We start from the raw sequence: 20,482 nt of genomic DNA, 5'->3' as shown, positions 1-20,482 counted from the left end.
CGGGAAAGTAAGAAAATTCAGGAGCCAGCGTGCCAAATAATCGCCTTCTTTGCCTGTTTTGCATTCTACTGGCTACGCCATGGTCCTACGCCGCCAACGTGCGATTGCAGGTGGAAGGACTGGAGGGAGAATTGCAGCGTAATGTCCGCGCGCGCCTGTCCACCATCGGCGCGGATGAAATCACGGCCGATGCGCGATTCCAGGCGCGCGTCGACGGCGTGGTGCGGGAAGGGCTGCGCGCCCTGGGCTACTACTCGCCGCAAATCGATTTTGAGTTCCGCCCGGCGGTCAACGGCGGACGGCCCGTGCTGCTGGCCAAGGTCGCGCCCGGCCAGCCGGTGAAAATCGCCGGCGTGAACATCAGCCTGCGCGGCGACGCGCGCACCGATAGGGATTACCTGGGCCTGGTGCGGCGCAGCCGGCCGGCCATCGGCAGCGTGCTCAATCATGGCGATTACACCAATTTTATCAGCGGCATGACCGGCCTGGCGGTACGCAACGGTTATTTTGACGCGGATTTCCCCAAGCGGCAGCTTGGCGTATCGCCGGAACGCCACGAAGCGTTCTGGGATGTGATCTTTGACAGCGGCCAGCGTTACCGCTTCGGCAAGGTGCGTTTTCACGGCGCGCAAATCCGCGAGGACTACCTGCAGAATATTCCCGCTATCCGCGAGGGCGACGAGTACAGCGCCGTCTCGCTGGCGGAGCTTAACCGCCAGCTTGCCGCCACCAACTGGTTTAACTCGGTGGTGGTCTCGCCCGATTTCAGCGCCGGGAAAACCAATAAGGTCCTGCCGCTGGACGCGGTGGTAACGCCGCGCAGCCGCAATATTATCGAAACCGGGGTCGGATTTGCCTCCGACGTCGGGCCCCGGGTCAGAACCACCTGGAACCGGCCCTGGCTCAACGACCGGGGCCATAGCCTGCAGACCACGCTGAGCGTATCCGCTCCCGAGCAGGCGCTGGATTTCAGTTATAAAATCCCGCTGCAAAAAAGCCCGCTGGAGCAATATTATGTGGTGCAAAGCGGGTTTAAGCGCGAAGACCTTAACGATACCAAATCCGATGCCACCACGGTCAACGTGGCGCGCTTCTGGGATTCTTCTTCCGGCTGGCAGCGCTCGGTCAACCTGCGCTGGAGCCTGGACCATTTTACCCAGGCCAATGTCACCGATACCACCATGCTGCTCTATCCCGGCTTCACGGTTAACCGTACCCGGCAGCGCGGCGGGCTGATGCCCACCTGGGGCGACTCCCAGCGTTATTCCATCGACGTGTCCGATACCACCTGGGGCTCGGATGTGGATTTTTTCATTCTGCAGGCGCAAAACGTCTGGGTACGCACCCTGGCGGATAAACACCGTTTCGTGGCGCGCTATAACCTGGGCTGGATCGAAACCAATAATTTTGATCGCGTGCCGCCGTCCCTGCGTTTTTTCGCCGGCGGCGATCGCAGCATCCGCGGCTACCGGTTCCGGGCCATATCTCCCCGCGACGAGGATGGCAAGCTCACCGGCGCCTCGAAGCTGGCCACCGGTTCCCTGGAGTATCAATACAATGTGACCGGCAGGTGGTGGGGAGCCACCTTTATCGATACCGGCCAGGCGGTGAATGATTTCCGGCAGACCAGCCTGAAAACCGGCGCCGGCGTCGGGGTAAGATGGCAGTCGCCGGTAGGCCCGATCAAACTGGACGTGGCCGCGCCCGTAGGCGATCCCGAGGAACATGGATTGCAGTTCTACATAGGATTAGGGACAGAACTATGAGTCTTGCAAAAAAAATCGGCCTCGGCATCCTGACCGTTATCGTACTGCTGCTCGGCGCGCTGGCGTATCTGATCGGCACCACCAGCGGCCTGCATCTGCTGCTGAACGGCGCCGCGCGCTGGGTGCCGGGACTGGACATCGTCAGCGTCAGCGGCGGCTGGCGCGATCTGACGCTGAAGGGGGTGCGCTATCAGCAGCCGGGCATGACGGTAAACGCGAACGAGCTGCATCTCGCGCTTGATTTCTCCTGCTTTCGGCACAGTGCGCTGTGCGTCAACGATCTTGCCTTGAGCGGGGTGGATGTGGCGATTGACACCGCCGCGCTGGCGCCGGGCCAGCCGGACGCCCCGGCCGCGGCGCAGGACACCACGGCGATAAGTACCCCCTATCCGCTGATCCTGCGTAATCTCAGCGTCAACGGGGTGCGGGTGCAAATCGACCATACGGTCATCGCCCTGGACAGGTTCCACACCGGCATGGATTTTCGCGGCAATACGCTTATCGTCACGCCCACGGAGATTAATGGCCTGCTGGTGGCCCTGCCGAAAGCGGCGGCGGTGCTGGCCGACCAGGCAATCGACGCCGTGGCCCAGACCGATGAGCAACGACGCGTCGCCGCCCGCCTGGCGGCCGAAAAGGCGGCGGCACAGGCGCCGCCCTTGGCGGAAACCTTAAAGGCGCTATTCGCCGCCCCCGTGTTGCCCGGATTGCCGGATATCCAGGTGCCGCTCAATATCCAACTGCAGGAACTGCGCGGTACGGACCTGCGGCTTACCGGCGATACCGATATCCAGGTAACAAGCTTCCTGATGCAGGGGCGGACGCTGGATCGGGAGATCACCCTGGAACGCCTGCGCATCGACGCCGTGCAGGGTTTGCTGAGCGCCAGCGGCAAGGCGCGCCTGGAGGGACAATGGCCGCTGGAATTAACCGTTAACACCCAACTGAATATCGATCCGGTCAAGGGCGAGAGGATCAGGCTGACGGTCGGCGGCAGTTTACGCGATCGCCTGGATACCGCCCTGAATTTTTCGGGGCCGGTCAAGGCGCAAATCAATGCCGGCCTGCGCCTGGCCGACAGCGGCCTGCCGCTGGAGGTGACGTTCGCCAGTCCTGGCGCGCAGTGGCCGTTGACCGGCGAACCGCAGTATCGCCTGCGCGATCTGGCGCTGAAGGTTGATGGCAAGGCGGTGGATTATACGCTTGCCATGCAGGGCGCCGTCAGCGGCGAGGGCCTGCCGCCGGCGGATCTGTCCCTTGAGGGGAAAGGCAATCCCACGCAGTTTACCTTGACGCGCCTGCGCGTGGCGGCTCTGGAGGGAACGACCGATCTGACGGCGGTGATTGACTGGAGCGATGCGGTGAGCTGGCGGAGCGAACTGACGCTCAGCGGCATCAATACCGCCCGGCAATGGCCCGATTGGCCGGCCCGGCTCGCGGGCAAGATTTCCACCCGGGGCAGCATCCACGGCGGCAGCTGGCAGCTGCGTATCCCCGAACTGACGCTTAACGGCAATATCAAACAAAACCCGGTGACCGCCCGCGGCTCCCTGAGCGGCAACGCCGCCGGGCAGTGGCATATTCCCGATCTCCGGCTGGCGCTGGGGCGCAACAGTTTGGATATCAAGGGTGATTTAAACCAGCAACTGGCTCTCGACGCCGTGCTCGATGCGCCGAACCTGAACGGCGTCCTGCCCGGCTTGGCCGGCACCGCCCGCGGCCGGTTCACGGTACGGGGCGAGCGGCAGACGCCGCAGGTCAACATGGATCTTAACGCCGTCGGACTGCGCTGGCAGTCCCTGGCCGTGCGTCGCATCGCCCTGGCCGGCAATCTGCGCGTTAGCGATATCGTGCGCGGCGACCTGAACCTGCGCCTGGATCAACTCCAGCAGGATAATCTGCTGGTGCGCCAGCTTACCCTGGCGGTAACCGGCGACGAGCGCCGCCACCAGCTGCGCCTGAATCTGCAGGGCGATCCGATTGCCGGCGAGCTATCGCTTAACGGCGGCTATGATCGGCAGCGGCAGCGCTGGCAAGGCGCCCTGACCCAGACGCGTATCGGCACGCCGGTGGGCGACTGGCGGTTAACCCGCGCCATGACGCTGGATTATCAGCGTAGCGCGCAGCGCGTCGTTATCGGCCCCCACTGCTGGCAGAATCCCAACGCCCGGCTTTGTGTTCCCGCCGCCATCGACGCCGGCGCCGGCGGCCGGGCCGCGGTGGTGCTCGAGCGTTTCGACCTGGCGATGATCCGTCCCTTCCTGCCGGCGGACACCGCGCTGAGCGGCCTGTTTACCGGCCGGGCGGAGGTGAGCTGGCAACCGGGCGGCGGATTGCCCCAGGCGCGAATCGCCCTGGTGGGCAAGGGGGTAAAGGTGGTACAAAATGTCCAGGGCAATGCGTTGCCGGTAGCCTTCGAGACGTTAAATCTCAACGCCGGCCTGGATCACGACCGCGCGCGTCTTGACTGGCAGGTGGGCATCGCCGGCAACGGCCAGTTTACCGGCCAGGTGGCGGTGGCCGATCCCCAGGGGCGGCGCACGCTTTCCGGCGACGTCACTATCAGCCGGCTGTCGCTGTCTGTCCTTAACCCCATTTTGTCGCGGGGAGAAAGCGCCGCCGGCATCCTGGACGCCCGTCTGCGCGTCGGCGGCAGCGTCGCCCGGCCGCAGCTGTATGGGCAATTGGGCCTGGACCGGCTGCTGATGCGCGGCAACTGGATGCCGTTTGCCATGAATGAAAGCCGTCTGGCGATGGTGTTCAACGGCACCAGTTCGACGCTGCAAGGGGTTATCCACACCACCCATGGACAGCTTAACCTTGGCGGCAGCGCCGACTGGAGCAATATCAGCGCCTGGCGCGCGCGGATTGCCGCCCAGGGCTCCGGGATAAGAATTACCGTGCCGCCCATGGTGCGCATGGATGTCTCACCTGATATTGTGTTGGAGGCCGCGCCGCAGGTCTTTACCCTTAACGGCCGGGTCGATATACCCTGGGCGCGGATCGAGGTGAAGGAATTGCCGCCGAGCGCGGTGGGCGTGTCGCCCGACGAAGTGATCCTCGATAAGCAGCTGCGCCCGGTGGAACAGGCAAAGGTCAACACGGTTATCAACAGCAACCTGGTTATCCATGTCGGCCGCGATGTGCGGCTGGATGCCTTCGGACTGAAGGCGCGGCTGGAGGGCGATCTGAAAATGATCCAGGATAAGCAGGGCCTGGGCCTGAACGGCCAGATCAATATCCCGTACGGCCGTTTCCGGGCCTATGGGCAGGATTTGAGCGTCCGGCGCGGGCAATTGATGTTCGCCGGTCCGCCGGATCAGCCGCTGCTGAACGTTGAGGCCATTCGTAACCCGGATAACACGGCGGATGGTGTGATCGCCGGCGTCAGGGTGACCGGCATGGCGGATCAGCCACGGCTTGAGGTGTTCACCGAACCGGTGAAATCGCAGCAGGAGGCGCTGTCTTACCTGCTGCGGGGCCAGGGGCTTAATACGCCCGGCGCCGACAGCAGCGCGATGACGTCGATGTTAATCGGGATGGGGGTTGCGCAAAGTGGGCAACTTGTGGGTAAAATCGGCGCAGCGTTCGGGGTAAGTAATTTAACCCTGGATACGCAAGGTGTCGGCGACGAGTCCCAGGTCGTGGTCAGTGGTTATGTTGCACCCGGCTTGCAAGTTAAATATGGGGTCGGTATTTTTGATTCATTGGCAACGTTAACGTTACGTTACCGTTTAATGCCGAGACTTTATCTGGAAGCCGTGTCTGGTCTCGATCAGGCATTGGACTTGCTCTATCAGTTTGAGTTTTAACAATGCGAATAATTGTCTACGGTAGTCTGCGACGCAATCAGGGCAACAGTCATTGGATGACGAACGGCCAGTGGTTAGGCGATCACGTGATCTCCGGCTTTGAATTATACGATCTCGGTCATTATCCGGCGGTCGTCCCCGGCACGGGAACGGTATATTGTGAGGTATATCGCATTGATTCCTCGACGTTGGCCGAGTTGGATGCCCTGCGCACCAAAAGCGGCGAGTATAAACGGGCCCTGATCGCGACGCCTTACGGCGGCGCCTGGATGTATGTCTACCAGCGGCCGGTGGAGGGATTGCGGCGGTTGTTGAGTGGGGACTGGGTAAAACGCGCCGAAGAATCCTGAACCCTGAGTGATGGCAAGGAAATGCGCAAACCAGGCTTTGCGCATTTCCTGGACAGGGACAGGCGTAACTTATTTCTTAGCGCGTTCGAAGGAGGCGATAATTTCCGCTTTAGCGGCTTCGGCGTTTTCCCAGCCCGACACTTTCACCCATTTGCCTGCTTCCAGATCTTTATAATGTTCGAAGAAATGGGTGATTTGCGCCCGCAGCAGCGGAGACAAGTCTTCCACGTCTTTCACATTGTCGTACTCTTTCGTCATTTTGGTGTGCGGCACCGCCACCAGCTTGGCGTCTTCGCCGGCTTCGTCGGTCATCTTGAGCACGCCTACCGGGCGGCAGCGAATAACGGAACCGGGTTGCAGCGGGTACGGCGTCGGCACCAATACATCGACCGGATCCCCGTCGAGCGAGAGGGTATGGTTGATGTAACCGTAGTTGCAAGGGTAAAACATCGCGGTGGACATGAAACGATCGACAAACAGCGCACCGGTTGCTTTATCAACTTCGTATTTGATCGGGGAAGCGTTGGCCGGGATTTCAATCACGACGTAAATATCCTCGGGAAGATCTTTTCCTGCCGGTACCAGATTCAAGCTCATGTCAGTTTCCTTAACCTTTCCAATAATAATGGCCTAGCGCCTATTATAACCAAAAAATGCGGTAGTTCACCGCCGAATACTTGCCTGCGGCGAATTAACCGACCCAATCCGGCCTGTGAGGTGACTCACATAACGGATATATAACGGATTGATCCCCGCTGAATCGATAAAGTCTTCGCCGGTGCCACCGATAACCGATGCAGGGCGGAGTGTACAGCCTCTGCCGGGTGATTTGTATTCATCAACATCTGAAAATGCAGGGGCGGAGCTATGTTGAAAACCATGAGCGTCAAGGTTGGATTACTGACCTGGCTGATCGTGATGACCATTATTTTATTTATTGTCGGGGGTATCGGCATTCGTACCATTCAGCAAAGTTCACGTTCCCTGCAAGCCATTAACCAGGTTCAGGGCGAGGAGTTGGGCCTGTTATCCCGCAGCTATAACGCTTCGCTCAGGGCGCGCACAGAGGCGTCACTGGCGGTAAGGCAGTATGAGACCGGCCTTATCAACGAAGCCCAGGCATCGACGGCCAATGTCAAGGCGTTGGCCAAGCTGGCCGACCAAGATATGGCGGCGTTTCTGGCGACCGGTTCGGTGACCGCCGAGGGCGCCAGGCGCGCCCAGCAGCTGAACCTGGTGTATCAGCGTTATAATGAACAGGGCGTTAAGCCCGTCATGGTCGCCCTGAATAATGCGAATCCGGACGGGTATTATCAGGTGCTGGAGACGCAGCTTACTCCGCTCAGCCTGGAGATGGATAAGGCGCTGGACACTTTTCAGCACTATGCGCTGCAGACCGGGCAGCAGATCCAGCGTGACGCCGCCGATGCCGCCCGTATCCAGTTGATGCTGACGATTGTCGCCTGTGTGCTGGCCCTGGTGTTGTCGGTGATAGCCTGGCTGGCGGTGCGCAGATTTATCCTGCGTCCGCTGGATGGCGCCATTGTCCATCTGGAACATATTGCCGCCGGCTCGCTGTATTATCCGGTGAGCGCCAGTAAAGCCACCGAGCTGGCGCGTCTGAACAATGCGCTGTCGTTGATGCAGGATGCGCTGGCCGGCACCGTGAGCGAGGTGCGTGTGGCGGGCGGCCAAATCGATACCGGCACGCGGGAATTGGCCCAGGGCAATACCCATCTTTCCCAGCGGACAGAAGCCTCCGCCGCGGCGCTTGAACAGACGGCGGCGAGTATGGAGCAGCTGACCCAGACGGTGAAACTGAATGCCGAGCATGCCCGTCAGGCCCATGAGCTGGCCAGGGCAGTGTCCGATACCGCCGACAAGGGGAGCGAGGTGGTCTGTTACGTGATTGAAAAGATGCAGGCGATTACCGCGAGTTCGCGTCGTATCGCCGATATCCTGGGCGTGATTGACGGTATTGCGTTCCAGACCAATATCCTGGCGCTGAACGCGGCGGTGGAAGCGGCGCGCGCCGGCGAGCAGGGCAGGGGATTTGCGGTGGTGGCCGGGGAGGTGCGTAACCTGGCCCATCGCAGCGCGGAGGCGGCGAAGGAGATCAAGGGGTTGATCCAAGAGTCGCAGGGGCGGGTTAACGAGGGGTCGGAGATGGCCCATACCGCCGGCGAGACCATGGATGAAATTTCCGAGGAAGTGATGCGGGTGACCAAGCTGATGCGTGAGATTTCCAATGCCACCGATGAGCAGAGCCGCGGCATTGAACAGATTAGCCTGGCGGTGTCGCAGATGGACGCGGTGGCGCAGCAGAACGCCTCGTTGGTGGAGGAATCAAGCGCGGCGACGCGTTCGCTGCAGGCGCAGTCGCAGCAGTTGGCGAAGAGTATGGCGGTGTTTCAGCTTGAGGAGGTGGCGGCAGTGGCGGAAGAAGTGAGTGACGTGGAGGCGGCGGCCTGAAGGTGTAGTACCGCTGATCTGGCGTTGGCGCGTGCTCCCTTGGACATATCTGTGTTGAGTTCGGCGTTGGCGGGCTGATATGGTCCGGCCATCATATTGGGCACCCGTGAATATGGATGTCGTCACGGCGGGGGGGTGTAGCTTGCGGCGAGGGTTATGTCGTTGCGGTAAGGTTTATGATGCCGCGGTGAGGGTTATGTCGTTGCGGTAAGGTTTATGATGCCGCGGTGCAGGTTTCGCTTGCCGTGCGTTCGTGCGTTCGGTGGTTATATGCAGTGCCGGGTGCCGGCAAGCGACAAAGAGGCCGTACCGCGACGGCCTCCTTGACCTCCGCGCGGCCGGCAGATCGTGCGCCGCTGCGCGGTTCCCGGCAGCGCTGCATCCCGGCTTTTTGGACCGCCCGATATGCGCTCCCAGCGCAATCCGGGCTTTCGCCGCTCCCGGCGGCTCATCCAGCCGCGATGCGCGCCGCCGGCGCACTCTATGCCGGCATCACGTCAACACCATCGCCTGTGAGCAAATCGGCGTTTTGGGGTTCTTAGCGGTATGCGCTTACCGGGAAAACTATCAGTATTCATTTTTTTAGTGGCTGATGGCTGAAAGCGTATTTTTTACTGCTAAAATTTAACGCTGAAAGATGAATGTTTTACTGTTCGACTGCATAACGATAACGGGTAAGGGCATGTCTGAATAACCGGTTTTTCGCTGCGCCAGCTGTATTCCCTACTCGTTGCATCCCATAATAGTTAATCCTATGCCGACGCCTGACCTTATCCTAAGCAACAGCGCCGCTATCGCTTCATAACATGCAGTACGAACAGCGACATGTGGACCGGCATAAAACGCGCTGACGGCGCCTGTGCCCCCGGCATGAGCCGCCGGGAGCGGCGAAAGGCCCGGTGGCGCCGGGAGCGCTAACCGGGCCGGTGCATAACGGGGGCATGGGCGGCGGAAGGCATCGCGCAGCGACGCGCGACCTGCCGGGCGCGCGGAGGTCAAGGAGGCCGTCGCGGTACGGCCTCTTTGTCGCTTGCCGGCACCGGGCACGCCATATAACCACCGAACGCACGGCAAGCGAAACCCGCACTGCGGCAACATAAGCCCCCCGCAAGCGCCAGCGAAATCCCAGCCAAAGCTGGCCGCTTTCCATTTAAATGCAGGCAAATGCAGGCGAAAAGGTTCGTCTATCTCTGTTACGGCGTGCTGTATACGCAGCAGCCCTAATGGGCGCGCTCTCCCTTGAACACGTCTGCTTTGAGATGAGTGTTGGCGGGCCTAGCGCGCCATGGGGCGCTCGGTCGGGCGGGAAAAGCACGCCCGATTCGACCCCATTGGCACGCTCTCCCTTGAACACGTCTGCTTTAAGTTCGGCGTTGGCGGGCCTAGCGCACCATGGGGCGCTCGGTCGGGAGGGAACACCACGCCCGATTCGACCCCATTGGCACGGTCTCCCTTGAACACGTCTGCTTTGAGATGAGTGTTGGCGGGCCTACCGCGCCATGGGGCCTCGGTCGGACGGGAACACCACGCCCGATTCGACCCCATTGGCACGCTCTCCCTTGAACACGTCTGTTTTGAGATGAGTGTTGGCGGGCCTACCGCGCCATGGGGCCTCGGTCGGGCGGGAACACCACGCCCGATTCGACCCCATCGGCACGGTCTCCCTTGAACACGTCTGTTTTGAGATGAGTGTTGGCGGGCCTACCGCGCCATGGGGCCTCGGTCGGGCGGGAACACCACGCCCGATTCGACTCCATCGGCACGCTCTCCCTTTAACACGTCTGCGTTGAGTTCAGCGTTAGCGGGCCTGCCGTGCCGCGAGGCGTGGTTATTATTCGTCGGGGAAATCGCGCATAAAGCGCTCAGCGTCGTTGACCATGGATTCGGTGCCGACAAAGAACGGCGAACGCTGGTGGAGCTGTTGCGGCACGATATCCAGGATGCGGTTTTTGCCGTCGCTGGCCTTGCCGCCGGCCTGTTCGGCCAGGAACGCGACCGGGTTGCATTCATACAGCAGGCGCAGTTTGCCCTGCGGATGCGTGGCGGTGCTGGGATAAAGGTAGATGCCGCCCTTGAGCAAATTGCGGTGGAAGTCGGATACCAGCGAGCCGATGTAGCGGGAAGTGTAGGGGCGGTGAGTGGCCTCGTCCATCTCCTGGCAGTATTTGATGTATTTTTTAACGCCGTTGGGGAACTTGATGTAGTTGCCTTCGTTAATGGAATACATATTGCCGGTGGCCGGGAAGCGTACGCTTTCGTGGGAGAGGCAAAATACGCCGATGGAAGGATCGTAGGTAAAAGCGTGGACCCCGCAGCCGGTGGTATAAACCAGCATGGTGGACGAGCCGTATACCACGTAACCCGCTGCGACCTGCTTGCTGCCGGGCTGGAGGAAATCCTCGAGCGTCACCGGCGTGCCCACCGGCGTGACCCGGCGGTAGATGGAAAATATCGTGCCTACCGAGACGTTGACATCGATATTGGATGAGCCGTCCAGCGGGTCCATCAGCACGACATATTTGCCGCTGGTGGAGCGCTCGCCGTCAAAAATAACGATTTCGTCTTCTTCTTCGGAAGCAATGCCCGCTACCTGTCCGCGCGCCTTCAGCGCCGCTTTTAATTTTTCATTGGCAAACAGGTCGAGTTTCATCTGCACTTCGCCCTGGATATTGGATACGCCGCTGGTGCCGAGGATATCCACCAAACCCGCTGTATTAATATCGCGGTGAATGATCTTCGCCCCTAATTTTATCGCGGAGAGTAACGCGGTAAGTTCACCGGTGGCATGTGGAAATTCGTGCTGTTTCTCTACGATAAATTCGCCTAACGTTTTCATATCACTTTCCCTGGATCCAAAGAATGACCATGTTGCTAAGGATGAAAAGCGGTACAATCGATTTTCACTGACCAATTTCACTGACCGATTTCACTGACCGAGTAACAGTCCGGTTAACCTGACAGAGCTAACACTCATCGATTTGCCGCTTACGTATGTAATGCAGTTTAGCTTAAACGAATGCGAGTACATCATCAAATCCGTTTATATCAGTCGGCCGCAGCGGTAGAATGAGCCGCAGTTCGTGTTAAAAAATGGAAAAATTATGCGCATACACATTCTCGGGATCTGCGGCACATTTATGGGTGGGCTGGCGATGCTGGCGCGCGCGTTGGGGCATGAAGTGACCGGGTCCGATGATAACGTCTATCCCCCGATGAGCACGCTGCTGCAGGATCAGGGCATTGTGCTGATCAAAGGTTACGATCCGGCGCAGCTGACGCCCGAGCCGGAACTGGTCATTATCGGTAATGCGATGAGCCGCGGCAATCCCTGTGTGGAAGCGGTACTGGAGCGGGGTATTCCTTACATGTCCGGCCCGCAGTGGCTGCACGATCGCGTGCTGCAGCAGCGTTGGGTGATAGCGGTGGCCGGCACCCATGGCAAAACCACCACCGCCGGCATGGTAACCTGGATCCTGGAGGAGTGCGGCTATCAGCCGGGGTTCGTGATAGGCGGCGTGCCGGGGAATTTTACCGTTTCCGCACGTTTAGGAGACGGCGCGTTTTTCGTGGTGGAAGCGGATGAATACGATTGTGCGTTTTTTGATAAGCGTTCCAAATTTGTCCATTATTGCCCGCGCACCCTGATTCTTAATAACCTTGAGTTCGATCATGCGGATATTTTTGACGATCTGAAAGCCATCCAAAAACAGTTCCACCATCTGGTCAGGCTGGTGCCCGGCAAAGGGAAAATCATCCTGCCCGATAACGACCCGCATCTGAAGCAGGTGATGGCGATGGGCTGCTGGAGCGAGCAGGAATATGTCGGTGAGGAAGGCAGCTGGCGGGCGAAAAAAAGCGCGGCGGACGCCAGCCGGTTCCAGGTCTTCCTGCAAGGCGAGCTGATGGGCGACGTGCAGTGGGATCTGGTGGGCGAGCACAATATGCATAATGGCCTGATGGCGATTGCCGCCGCCCGCCACGTGGGGGTGCAGCCGGCCGATGCCTGCCGGGCGTTGGGATCCTTTATCAATGCCCGCCGTCGTCTTGAGCTTAAAGGGACTGCCAACGGCGTGAAACTCTATGATGATTTCGCTCACCATCCCACTGCAATCCTGGCGACCCTAGCCGCGTTGCGCAGTAAAGTTGGCGGTACCGCGCGTATTCTGGCGGTGCTGGAACCGCGCTCCAACACCATGAAAATGGGCTTGAATAAAAATGAGCTGGCGCCTTCGCTGGGCCGCGCCGACGAGGTATTTTTATTCCAGCCCCAGCATATTCCCTGGCAGGTGAGCGAGGTGGCGGAGGCGTGCGTACAGCCGGCGCATTGGAGCGCCGATGTCGATACGCTGGTGGAAATGATTGTCAAGACGTCGCAACCGGGCGATTACATTCTGGTGATGAGCAACGGCGGCTTCGGCGGCATTCATGAAAAACTGCTGGCGCAGTTAAACCTGAAAGCCGGCCTGGCGGTGTAGGCGCCGTGCGCAAGCCAAAAAAAACCCCCGCAAGCGGGGGAAAAGGTTCGCCGGATAGGACGACGAGAGGGAATCGGCTGTCCGCGTCTTGGGTTATTACTGGACACAGGAATAACTGAGGGCGACGACGGCATAACCGCTTTGACTTCTGGAGTAAACTCTTTCTGCACTGCGTTATTGATTATTTTTTCAAGCCTTGACGAACCCGCCGGCTTTCAGCAATTCAGCCCAGGGCGCGGCGGCAAGTCGCTGCCGGTGCCCTCCATCCATGCGCTTATTTATACAACTCGGCCGTGGCGTGCCAGGTATCATTTTCACGGGCTTCCGTGATGTGGTATGCCGTTGCGCCTTTGGCTTGAGCAGCTTGATTCAGCGCCTGATGGATGTCGGAAGGCGCGCCCGCGATCCCGCCTACGCTTACGGTGCCGAACGAATGCAAGCCGCTGGCCTGATCCTGCGAGATTGATTCTGCGGCGAAGGCGCCGAAAGATAAGGCTGACATTACGGTCATCAGTGATACTGCGGTTTTAATTTTCATGTTTTATACCTCTACTATTCTTTTGACTGACGTTCTTCATGCTGTTCTTTATTGCTGACAACAGGATGAAAACGTGATGTTCATCACGAAACAAAGTATACACTAGTAACGGCAGGTATTAGTAGTTTGCTCATAATTTATTATGAAACTTTATTTTTGTACTTTCGCATGATATAAGAAAAAGCTATTAAAAGTGGTTGAATAATATACAATTCATGTTAAATAATTGTAATTTCAATCAGATAGCGGTTTTTAGCCAAACGTGCTGTCTGGCCGGCTTCCGGCGGTGGAAACCACCGCGGTGAAACCATAGAGAGAATATTAGCGGGGCTTAGGGCCACAAAGGCAGCATCATTTGTGGCGTGATTACGCTTTTGCAGCGGCATAAAAGCGATGAAAAGCACGAATGTTAGGCGCTGGCGTTATAACGCGCCCGATCGTCGGCTTAGAGTTCCTGTTCAAACAGAATAAGGATGGCTTCGTAAAGCTGCTTTACGCTAAAACCCTTGGCGGGGGTGGTAAAGATCGTATCGTCCCCGGCTATGGTGCCCAGGATGCCTTCGGATTTACCCAGGGAATCCAGCAGCCGCGCGATAAGCTGGGCGGCGCCGGGACTGGTATGGATAACGATAACCGCGTCGTTGTGATCGACATCCAGCACCAGGTTTTTCAGCGGACTGCTGGTGGTGGGCACGCCCAGCTCCGCCGGCAGGCAATAGACCATTTCCATCTTCGCGTTGCGGGTCCTTACCGCGCCGAATTTAGTCAGCATCCTTGATACCTTGGACTGGTTAATATTTTCAAATCCCTGTTCTTGCAATGCAAAAACGATTTCACCTTGGGAGCTGAATTTCTCTTCCTTAAGCAAGGCCTTAAAAGCTTTCACCAGTTCTTCTTGTTTAAAGTGGTTGCGCATATTTTCCCAAACCAGTAGCCAGTATTGTCCGACGAATTATGCATAAATTTGCATTTTTATGCAATAACAATGCGCAGCCACCGCCAGGATGGCCAAATTAAGTCGGCAAAACAATCAGCTTAGCAATATCTATTCAAACCGACCATGACCGGGCTCCCATATTTCATGGCCGTTAAAAGTAAAGAGAATGTTATTAATTTGATGTTGTTTTAACCATTGCTGTCGGTGTAGTGTGGACGCTAACCACGGGTATTGAACGGCGGCGACAGGCATTATCCGGTGAGGTCATCCGGCATGGGAATTCGGGCGGCTAATAGGGATAAAAAAGGGAAGTTAATGCGTCAATTCTCAAATTTGCGATCGCTGATTTGTTTTTACCCGTTTATGTCTCTATGATCATAACCAGATGATTTGACGGCATTTAATTTTTCCTATAATAATAAGGAGATTAGAATGAAAGTCGCAGTTCTCGGCGCAGCGGGTGGCATAGGCCAGGCCCTTGCCCTGTTGCTCAAAACCCAGCTCCCTCCAGGTTCAGAACTCTCTCTTTATGACATCGCCCCCGTAACGCCCGGCGTGGCGGTCGATCTCAGCCATATTCCCACCGCGGTCAAGATTAAGGGCTTTAGCGGCGAGGACGCAACCCCCGCCTTGGCAGGGGCGGACATCGTTCTTATTTCCGCCGGCGTGGCGCGTAAGCCCGGCATGGATCGCGCCGATCTGTTTAACGTCAATGCGGGCATTGTACGCAACCTGATCAACCAGGTGGCGAAAGCCTGTCCCACGGCGTTAATCGGCATTATCACCAATCCCGTCAATACCACCGTGGCGATTGCCGCTGAAGCGCTGAAGAAAGCCGGGGTGTATGACAAACGCAAGCTTTTCGGCGTCACTACCCTGGATATCATCCGTTCCAATACTTTTGTCGCCGAGCTGAAAGGCTTGCGGCCCGAGGACGTGGAAGTGCGTGTGATTGGCGGCCATTCCGGCGTCACTATCCTGCCTTTATTGTCACAGGTGAAAGGCGTGAGCTTCAGCGAGCAGGAAATCGCCGATCTCACCCGCCGTATCCAGAATGCCGGCACCGAGGTCGTGGAAGCGAAAGCCGGCGGCGGTTCGGCCACGTTATCAATGGGCCAGGCGGCGGCGCGGTTCGGCTTGTCGTTGGTGCGCGCCATGCAGGGTGAAGCCGGCGTGGTGGAATGCGCGTACGTTGAAGGGGACGGCGAATTTACCCGTTTCTTTGCCCAACCGCTGTTGTTGGGCAGACAAGGGCTGGAAGAACGTCAATCCATCGGTACCTTGAGCGCGTTCGAACAGCAGGCGCTGGAACAGATGAAGGATGTGCTGAAGAAAGATATCGAACTGGGCGAAAAATTCATTAATCAGTAGCCTGTACGCCGCGACCCGGAACCCTGGGCCGCGGCTGTTAGCGATCGCCATCGCACGTGCCGGCGGTGGGACGCGCCGGTCATCTGCCGGCCTCCGACCCTTTCCCCTTCATTTGGTCCCTTCTTCATCAGGTTAAACGTATTTTACCCCAGCTTATGTGGACATGTTTTTCATCATTTACCAGCATGTCTTATCGGCGATTTCTGCAATTAAAAACGCGTTTTACCTGCCGCTAGGTTAATTACCTTACTTAATTATTCTATTGATAAATAGTGTTTATTTTCAGTTTATGGGATAAAAACCAACCACGATCTCATTTTTACATCCGTTGTAGCGCTTACTGCTTTTTTTGTGTTGTAATTGACGTAACGGCAAGCCGTAATGGCTAAACTGCAAAAGCGAACCTATAACGGAACCGTGCCTGGGTAAGACCGCTGCGTTAAAAGGGTTTTACAGGTATTGCGGAATGGAGATAACGAGAGTTATTACCAGACAAGGAGGGAAACGATGGCACTAAAAAAGGAATGGATAGCCACGCATGAACTGATAGGCGTCGGTGGGTTGCCTAAAACGCGCCAAGGGCTGAACCGGCGGGCGCGCGAAGAAGGCTGGCATAAAAGGCGACGCGAAGGGGCACGCGGCAAGGCTGTGGAATATGCATGGCAAAGCCTGCCCGACACGGTAAAAAAAACGCTGTCGCTCCGTTCCGGTACTGCTGAATATAAGGTCTCGCAGCAGGAACCTTCTTCCACCTGGCTGGAAATTCACCGACAGCTCTCCTGCGCGGAACGCGACTTCGTGGTGTCGTTTATTTTAAGGGAGGGCGTTTTAAACCTGTTAAAACGCCTGGATTATCCCGATGAATCCCTGGCGGGACTCGATCGGGAGTAGGAGGGTAAGACCGGCGCGCCCGGGGGCGTATTGCGGCCTGGTTTACTGTCAGCGGGAGCGTATCAGGCTTTTTCTGTCAACCAACTGATTCGTCTTTGGATCAATGTAACGGCTGGGCCAGATTTCCAGTGGGTGTATGCCCAAGGCATTCCCTATAAGCCATTCGCCTTTCGGCCATGGGCGGGTCATGGCGTTCGCCAGGGTTGACGAACTCAAGCCTGCATCCCGAGAGACGGCCGCAAGCGTGGTGCCGCGTTTACGTAACGCTGCAATGATATCGGCGGAGTGCCAATCTTTTATCCTTTCACACATATTCAATCCCTTGCTGCTCACTGAGGGTAGGTAAATGCACTAATTAGCATAAGTAAGTAACCCGTAGTTGATTTCACTATGCCACCGGAAAATTTATAGCACATTTTTTCCTAAAGTTTTTCCACCATTTTCTCAATGATGTCAAATTTTGCTATGGACGTCCCTTTTTGGAATGCAATAGATATGAAAAAAGCCTGGTTTAAGACCTGTGAACTCATTGGTGTAGCCAAGCTTCCGGGTACCCGGCAAGGCATTACCGCGCGGGCACGGCGGGAAAACTGGATCCGCCGTCCGGTTGTGGGCGTGCAGGGAAAAGGCCTGGAATTCGCCATTGAGAGTTTACCAGCCGAAGTGCAACAAGAGCTCACCAGCCGGCAAATGCAGGAAACGCCCGTTGCCGAATACCAGATCAATCCCGCGCGCAAGGCGCCGGAAAAAGACCCTCTCGGGGCCTGGATGGCTATATATCAGCAATTTCAACCGGAGGAACGGGATGAGGTCATCAGCCTGGTGTTGCGCGAGGGGATTACGGGGTTTCTGACGCGCCTGGGCATGACGCCCAAGCGCTGATAATCACCGGGAACGGATTTGCCGGCGGGTTTCCCGCTATCGGCCGCCGGTTTCCTAAAATTGCCGTTGCACCGCCAGGTGCGCCAGGCTTTCCAGCGCCTGGCGAAAAGGGGTCGGCTCCAGGCAGGCGAGGCAGGTGATGGCGTTATCCGCTTCCGCTTCCGCACGCTGCCGGGTGTACTCGAGGGAACCGCACTGATGCATGGTTTCCAGTACCGCGTCGAGCAGGTGGCGGCCGTTGCCCTGGATAATGGCCTCGCGGATCATCGCCGCCTGCCGCGCGTCCCCGTGGCGCATGGCATGCAGCAGCGGCAGGGTGGGCTTGCCTTCATTCAGGTCGTCGCCGGTGTTTTTGCCCAGGGTCTTGCCGTCGGCGCCGTAATCCAGCAGATCATCGATTAGCTGGAAGGCGGTGCCCAGGTAACGGCCGTAATCCCGCAGGGCGTTTTCCTGCTCGGGGGTGGCGCCGGCCAAAATGGCGGAAGATTGCGCCGCCGCCTCGAACAGGCGGGCCGTCTTGCTGTAAATCACCCGCATGTAGCTCTCGATGCTGATATCGGGATCGTTGCAGTTCATTAACTGTAATACTTCGCCTTCGGCAATGACGTTAACCGCCTCCGACATCAGCGCCAGGACCCGCAGCGATTCCAGGCCGGTCATCATCTGGAAGGCGCGCGTGTAGATAAAATCCCCCACCAGGACGCTGGCGGCATTGCCGAACGCCGCGTTGGCCGTGGCCTTGCCCCGGCGCATATCGGATTCGTCAACCACGTCGTCATGCAATAAGGTGGCGGTATGGATAAATTCAATCAGCGCCGCCACGGTCACATGCTTTTTGCCGTCGTAATGCAAGGCCCTGGCCGCCAGCACGGCTATCATCGGGCGGATGCGCTTGCCCCCGCCGCTGATGATGTAGTGGCCAAGCTGATTGATAAGCGCGACTTCGGAGTTCAACTGCTCGAGGATAATCGCGTTGACGTCCGCCATATCATGTGCGGTAAGTTCTGTAATTTGATCAAGGTTCATTATTGTCTTTAGGCTTTATTTTAACCGTTAGATAGTAACGCTGCTCATGGGGCCAGATGGTAGAAACTGTGTTACTGATTGTACTTGAAAAATGCCAGAGATAAATGCCGGTGAAGAAACTGCGCTTTTTTCGTCTCCTGTATGTATTCTGCACTTGTCATAGGGCGCTTTTTTGCGTAGAATTCGCGCCCTATTGTGAATATTTATAGCGCACTGTGGACGAATCTAAGTTGAGTGCGCGGAAAGCGGAGTTTTTTATGTACGCGGTTTTCCAAAGTGGTGGTAAACAACACCGGGTCAGCGAAGGTCAGACTGTTCGCCTTGAAAAGCTGGACATCGCAACGGGTGAAACCGTTGAATTCGACCAGGTGATGATGATTGCCAACGGTGATGACATTCAGATCGGCGTTCCTTTCGTCAATGGCGGAAAGATTCAAGCTGAAGTAGTTGCCCATGGTCGTGGCGATAAAGTGACGATTGTTAAATTTCGTCGCCGTAAGCACTATCGTAAGCAACAAGGCCATCGTCAGTGGTTCACTGACGTGAAAATTACCGGTATCGGCGCCTAACAGGGGAGCACACTCATGGCACACAAAAAGGCTGGCGGCTCGACTCGTAACGGTCGCGACTCAGAAAGTAAACGCCTGGGCGTCAAACGCTTCGGCGGCGAAGCTGTTTTAGCAGGCAGCATCATCGTTCGCCAGCGTGGAACTAAATTCCACCCCGGCACCAACGTTGGTTGCGGTAAAGACCACACTCTGTTTGCTTTGGCTACTGGTAAAATCCAGTTCGAAGTTAAAGGACCGAAAAACCGCAAGTTTGTCAGCATCGTAGCAGCTGAATAAATTTTCCGTTTTTTGCTGGCCGCGGCTCCGATAGCCCGGCCCAGGCAACACGTCCCGATAACAGAGCAAAGCCCCGCAATTCTTGCGGGGCTTTTTACTTTTCTTTCCGGCCACGTTTCGCGTTAAACACTCATGAAGACAAATCAGCAGGCGGGACAGCAGGCAGGGGTGGGCATCATGCTGGCGCTCACCACCGCAATGTGCTGGGGGGCGTTGCCCATCGCCATGAAACAGGTGCTCACCGACATGGAGCCGTATACCGTGGTCTGGTACCGTTTCATCATGGCGGGTATCGGTCTGGCCGTCATCCTGGCGCCGCGTCGCCAACTGCCGTCATTAACGCTGTTTTTGCGCTGGCGCTGGCTGATGATGCTGGTTATCGCCACCGCGGGCTTGCTGGGCAACTTTATTTTCTTCAGTTCGTCGCTGCAATACCTTAGCCCGACCGCGTCGCAGGTCATCGGCCAGCTTTCGCCGGTGGGCATGATGTTCGCCAGCGTGCTGATCCTTAAGGAACGCATGCGCGGCACCCAGATTATCGGGGCGTTGATGCTGATAAGCGGCCTGGTGATGTTTTTTAATACCAGCCTGCTGGAGATCTTTACCCGGCTGACCGACTACACCCTGGGGGTGATCCTGGGGGTTTGCGCGGCGACGGTCTGGGTCTGTTACGGCGTGGCGCAAAAGGTTCTGCTGCGCCGGCTGGCCTCGCAACAGATCCTGTTTTTACTGTATGTTTTGTGTACAATAGCCTTATCCGTCGTGGCCAAGCCCGCGGCGGTGATGCACCTAAGCTTGTGGCAGGTTGCCTGCCTGGTATTTTGCGGTGCCAATACATTGGTTGGTTACGGCGCGCTGGCGGAAGCCATGGCGCGCTGGCAGGCGGCGCAGGTCAGCGCTATCGTCACGCTGACGCCCCTGTTCACCTTACTTTTTTCGGATTTGCTGTCACTGGCCTGGCCGGATTATTTCGCTGCTCCGGCGCTGAATATTGTCGGTTATCTGGGCGCGTTTGTCGTGGTGGCGGGTGCGATGTTTTCTGCGGCGGGCCATCGGCTCCTGCCCGTGCGGGCCAACACAGGACCGGTGCTGCCCATTAAGCCGCCCGGCAAATGAA

General features: G+C 57.6%; 17 protein-coding genes. 11 read left to right on the top strand and 6 right to left on the bottom strand.

Annotation, left to right across the window (positions count from 1 at the left end; all coding sequences use genetic code 11):
- The first annotated feature begins 29 nt into the window (after positions 1-29).
- The 3 genes from tamA to ACL2XN_RS13650 are packed head-to-tail and all read left to right on the top strand — an operon-like array spanning position 30 to position 5,928.
- Entirely contained in the window at positions 30-1,766 is a 1,737-nt protein-coding gene (tamA, locus tag ACL2XN_RS13660; RefSeq protein WP_410016536.1) for an autotransporter assembly complex protein TamA, read from the top strand.
- A complete protein-coding gene (tamB, locus tag ACL2XN_RS13655; protein WP_413728893.1) occupies positions 1,763-5,578 on the top strand; it encodes an autotransporter assembly complex protein TamB in 3,816 nt (1,271 codons plus the stop codon). The genes tamA and tamB overlap by 4 nt, the downstream gene beginning before the upstream one ends.
- 2 nt (positions 5,579-5,580) lie before the next feature.
- Positions 5,581-5,928, top strand: a complete 348-nt coding sequence (locus tag ACL2XN_RS13650) for a gamma-glutamylcyclotransferase (protein ID WP_410016534.1) — start codon at positions 5,581-5,583, stop codon at positions 5,926-5,928.
- 69 nt (positions 5,929-5,997) lie between these two features.
- Here ACL2XN_RS13650 and ppa read toward each other — a convergent pair whose 3' ends face one another.
- On the bottom strand, positions 5,998-6,525 hold the full coding sequence (ppa, locus tag ACL2XN_RS13645) for an inorganic diphosphatase (RefSeq protein WP_410016533.1): 528 nt from the start codon (positions 6,523-6,525) through the stop codon (positions 5,998-6,000).
- Positions 6,526-6,795: 270 nt separating this feature from the next.
- Here ppa and ACL2XN_RS13640 point away from each other — a divergent pair, with 270 nt between their 5' ends.
- Entirely contained in the window at positions 6,796-8,400 is a 1,605-nt protein-coding gene (locus ACL2XN_RS13640; RefSeq protein WP_410016532.1) for a methyl-accepting chemotaxis protein, read from the top strand.
- Between the two features lie 1,831 nt (positions 8,401-10,231).
- Here ACL2XN_RS13640 and fbp read toward each other — a convergent pair.
- Positions 10,232-11,236, bottom strand: coding sequence for a class 1 fructose-bisphosphatase (gene fbp, locus ACL2XN_RS13635; RefSeq protein WP_410016531.1), 1,005 nt, complete (start codon positions 11,234-11,236; stop codon positions 10,232-10,234).
- Positions 11,237-11,501: 265 nt separating this feature from the next.
- Between fbp and mpl the strand changes: the two genes are divergently transcribed.
- Positions 11,502-12,875, top strand: coding sequence for a UDP-N-acetylmuramate:L-alanyl-gamma-D-glutamyl-meso-diaminopimelate ligase (mpl, locus tag ACL2XN_RS13630; RefSeq protein ID WP_410016530.1), 1,374 nt, complete (start codon positions 11,502-11,504; stop codon positions 12,873-12,875).
- 274 nt (positions 12,876-13,149) lie between these two features.
- Here the strand turns inward: mpl and yhcN are convergent, their stop codons facing one another.
- Together yhcN and argR are read right to left on the bottom strand one after the other, a co-directional pair.
- Positions 13,150-13,413: a peroxide/acid stress response protein YhcN gene (gene yhcN, locus ACL2XN_RS13625; protein ID WP_413722088.1), complete on the bottom strand. Its 264-nt coding sequence runs from the start codon at positions 13,411-13,413 to the stop codon at positions 13,150-13,152.
- 445 nt (positions 13,414-13,858) lie between these two features.
- The gene (argR, locus tag ACL2XN_RS13620; RefSeq protein WP_410016528.1) at positions 13,859-14,329 is read right to left on the bottom strand and encodes a transcriptional regulator ArgR; all 471 of its coding nucleotides are present in this window, start codon (positions 14,327-14,329) and stop codon (positions 13,859-13,861) included.
- A 453-nt stretch (positions 14,330-14,782) separates the two neighbouring features.
- Here argR and mdh point away from each other — a divergent pair, with 453 nt between their 5' ends.
- Positions 14,783-15,721 (top strand): malate dehydrogenase, encoded by a 939-nt coding sequence (gene mdh, locus ACL2XN_RS13615; RefSeq protein WP_413722089.1) that lies wholly within the window; start codon positions 14,783-14,785, stop codon positions 15,719-15,721.
- A gap of 507 nt (positions 15,722-16,228) precedes the next feature.
- Positions 16,229-16,612: a DNA-binding protein gene (locus ACL2XN_RS13610; RefSeq protein ID WP_410016526.1), complete on the top strand. Its 384-nt coding sequence runs from the start codon at positions 16,229-16,231 to the stop codon at positions 16,610-16,612.
- A 48-nt stretch (positions 16,613-16,660) separates the two neighbouring features.
- Here ACL2XN_RS13610 and ACL2XN_RS13605 read toward each other — a convergent pair whose 3' ends face one another.
- A complete protein-coding gene (locus ACL2XN_RS13605) occupies positions 16,661-16,924 on the bottom strand; it encodes a helix-turn-helix domain-containing protein (protein ID WP_410016525.1) in 264 nt (87 codons plus the stop codon).
- Between the two features lie 183 nt (positions 16,925-17,107).
- On the opposite strand from ACL2XN_RS13605, the gene ACL2XN_RS13600 reads away from it, so the two are divergent.
- Entirely contained in the window at positions 17,108-17,494 is a 387-nt protein-coding gene (locus ACL2XN_RS13600) for a DNA-binding protein (protein ID WP_413728892.1), read from the top strand.
- Positions 17,495-17,548: 54 nt separating this feature from the next.
- On the opposite strand, the gene ispB is transcribed toward ACL2XN_RS13600, so the two are convergent.
- Complete coding sequence (gene ispB, locus ACL2XN_RS13595) at positions 17,549-18,520, bottom strand: octaprenyl diphosphate synthase (RefSeq protein ID WP_410016523.1); 972 nt, start codon at positions 18,518-18,520, stop codon at positions 17,549-17,551.
- A 257-nt stretch (positions 18,521-18,777) separates the two neighbouring features.
- Between ispB and rplU the strand changes: the two genes are divergently transcribed.
- From rplU to ACL2XN_RS13580, 3 genes are all read left to right on the top strand, one after another.
- Positions 18,778-19,089, top strand: coding sequence for a 50S ribosomal protein L21 (rplU, locus tag ACL2XN_RS13590; protein ID WP_162364085.1), 312 nt, complete (start codon positions 18,778-18,780; stop codon positions 19,087-19,089).
- Between the two features lie 15 nt (positions 19,090-19,104).
- Positions 19,105-19,365 (top strand): 50S ribosomal protein L27, encoded by a 261-nt coding sequence (gene rpmA, locus ACL2XN_RS13585; protein WP_162364084.1) that lies wholly within the window; start codon positions 19,105-19,107, stop codon positions 19,363-19,365.
- A 132-nt stretch (positions 19,366-19,497) separates the two neighbouring features.
- Complete coding sequence (locus ACL2XN_RS13580; protein ID WP_413728891.1) at positions 19,498-20,481, top strand: DMT family transporter; 984 nt, start codon at positions 19,498-19,500, stop codon at positions 20,479-20,481.
- The last annotated feature ends 1 nt before the right edge of the window (position 20,482 follow it).

Source organism: Sodalis sp. RH22 (assembly GCF_047324165.1).
GTDB lineage: Bacteria > Pseudomonadota > Gammaproteobacteria > Enterobacterales > Enterobacteriaceae > Acerihabitans.
This window is presented reverse-complemented; position numbering and strand designations above follow the sequence as displayed.

Bases quoted from the DNA above. Each gene is read 5' to 3' on its own strand.
- tamB (WP_413728893.1), top strand. From the start codon at position 1,763: ATGAGTCTTGCAAAAAAAATCGGCCTCGGCATCCTGACCGTTATCGTA.
- ACL2XN_RS13650 (WP_410016534.1), top strand. From the start codon at position 5,581: ATGCGAATAATTGTCTACGGTAGTCTGCGACGCAATCAGGGCAACAGT.
- ppa (WP_410016533.1), bottom strand. From the start codon at position 6,525: ATGAGCTTGAATCTGGTACCGGCAGGAAAAGATCTTCCCGAGGATATT.
- ACL2XN_RS13640 (WP_410016532.1), top strand. From the start codon at position 6,796: ATGTTGAAAACCATGAGCGTCAAGGTTGGATTACTGACCTGGCTGATC.
- fbp (WP_410016531.1), bottom strand. From the start codon at position 11,236: ATGAAAACGTTAGGCGAATTTATCGTAGAGAAACAGCACGAATTTCCA.
- mpl (WP_410016530.1), top strand. From the start codon at position 11,502: ATGCGCATACACATTCTCGGGATCTGCGGCACATTTATGGGTGGGCTG.
- yhcN (WP_413722088.1), bottom strand. From the start codon at position 13,413: ATGAAAATTAAAACCGCAGTATCACTGATGACCGTAATGTCAGCCTTA.
- argR (WP_410016528.1), bottom strand. From the start codon at position 14,329: ATGCGCAACCACTTTAAACAAGAAGAACTGGTGAAAGCTTTTAAGGCC.
- mdh (WP_413722089.1), top strand. From the start codon at position 14,783: ATGAAAGTCGCAGTTCTCGGCGCAGCGGGTGGCATAGGCCAGGCCCTT.
- ACL2XN_RS13610 (WP_410016526.1), top strand. From the start codon at position 16,229: ATGGCACTAAAAAAGGAATGGATAGCCACGCATGAACTGATAGGCGTC.
- ACL2XN_RS13605 (WP_410016525.1), bottom strand. From the start codon at position 16,924: ATGTGTGAAAGGATAAAAGATTGGCACTCCGCCGATATCATTGCAGCG.
- ACL2XN_RS13600 (WP_413728892.1), top strand. From the start codon at position 17,108: ATGAAAAAAGCCTGGTTTAAGACCTGTGAACTCATTGGTGTAGCCAAG.
- ispB (WP_410016523.1), bottom strand. From the start codon at position 18,520: ATGAACCTTGATCAAATTACAGAACTTACCGCACATGATATGGCGGAC.
- rplU (WP_162364085.1), top strand. From the start codon at position 18,778: ATGTACGCGGTTTTCCAAAGTGGTGGTAAACAACACCGGGTCAGCGAA.
- rpmA (WP_162364084.1), top strand. From the start codon at position 19,105: ATGGCACACAAAAAGGCTGGCGGCTCGACTCGTAACGGTCGCGACTCA.
- ACL2XN_RS13580 (WP_413728891.1), top strand. From the start codon at position 19,498: ATGAAGACAAATCAGCAGGCGGGACAGCAGGCAGGGGTGGGCATCATG.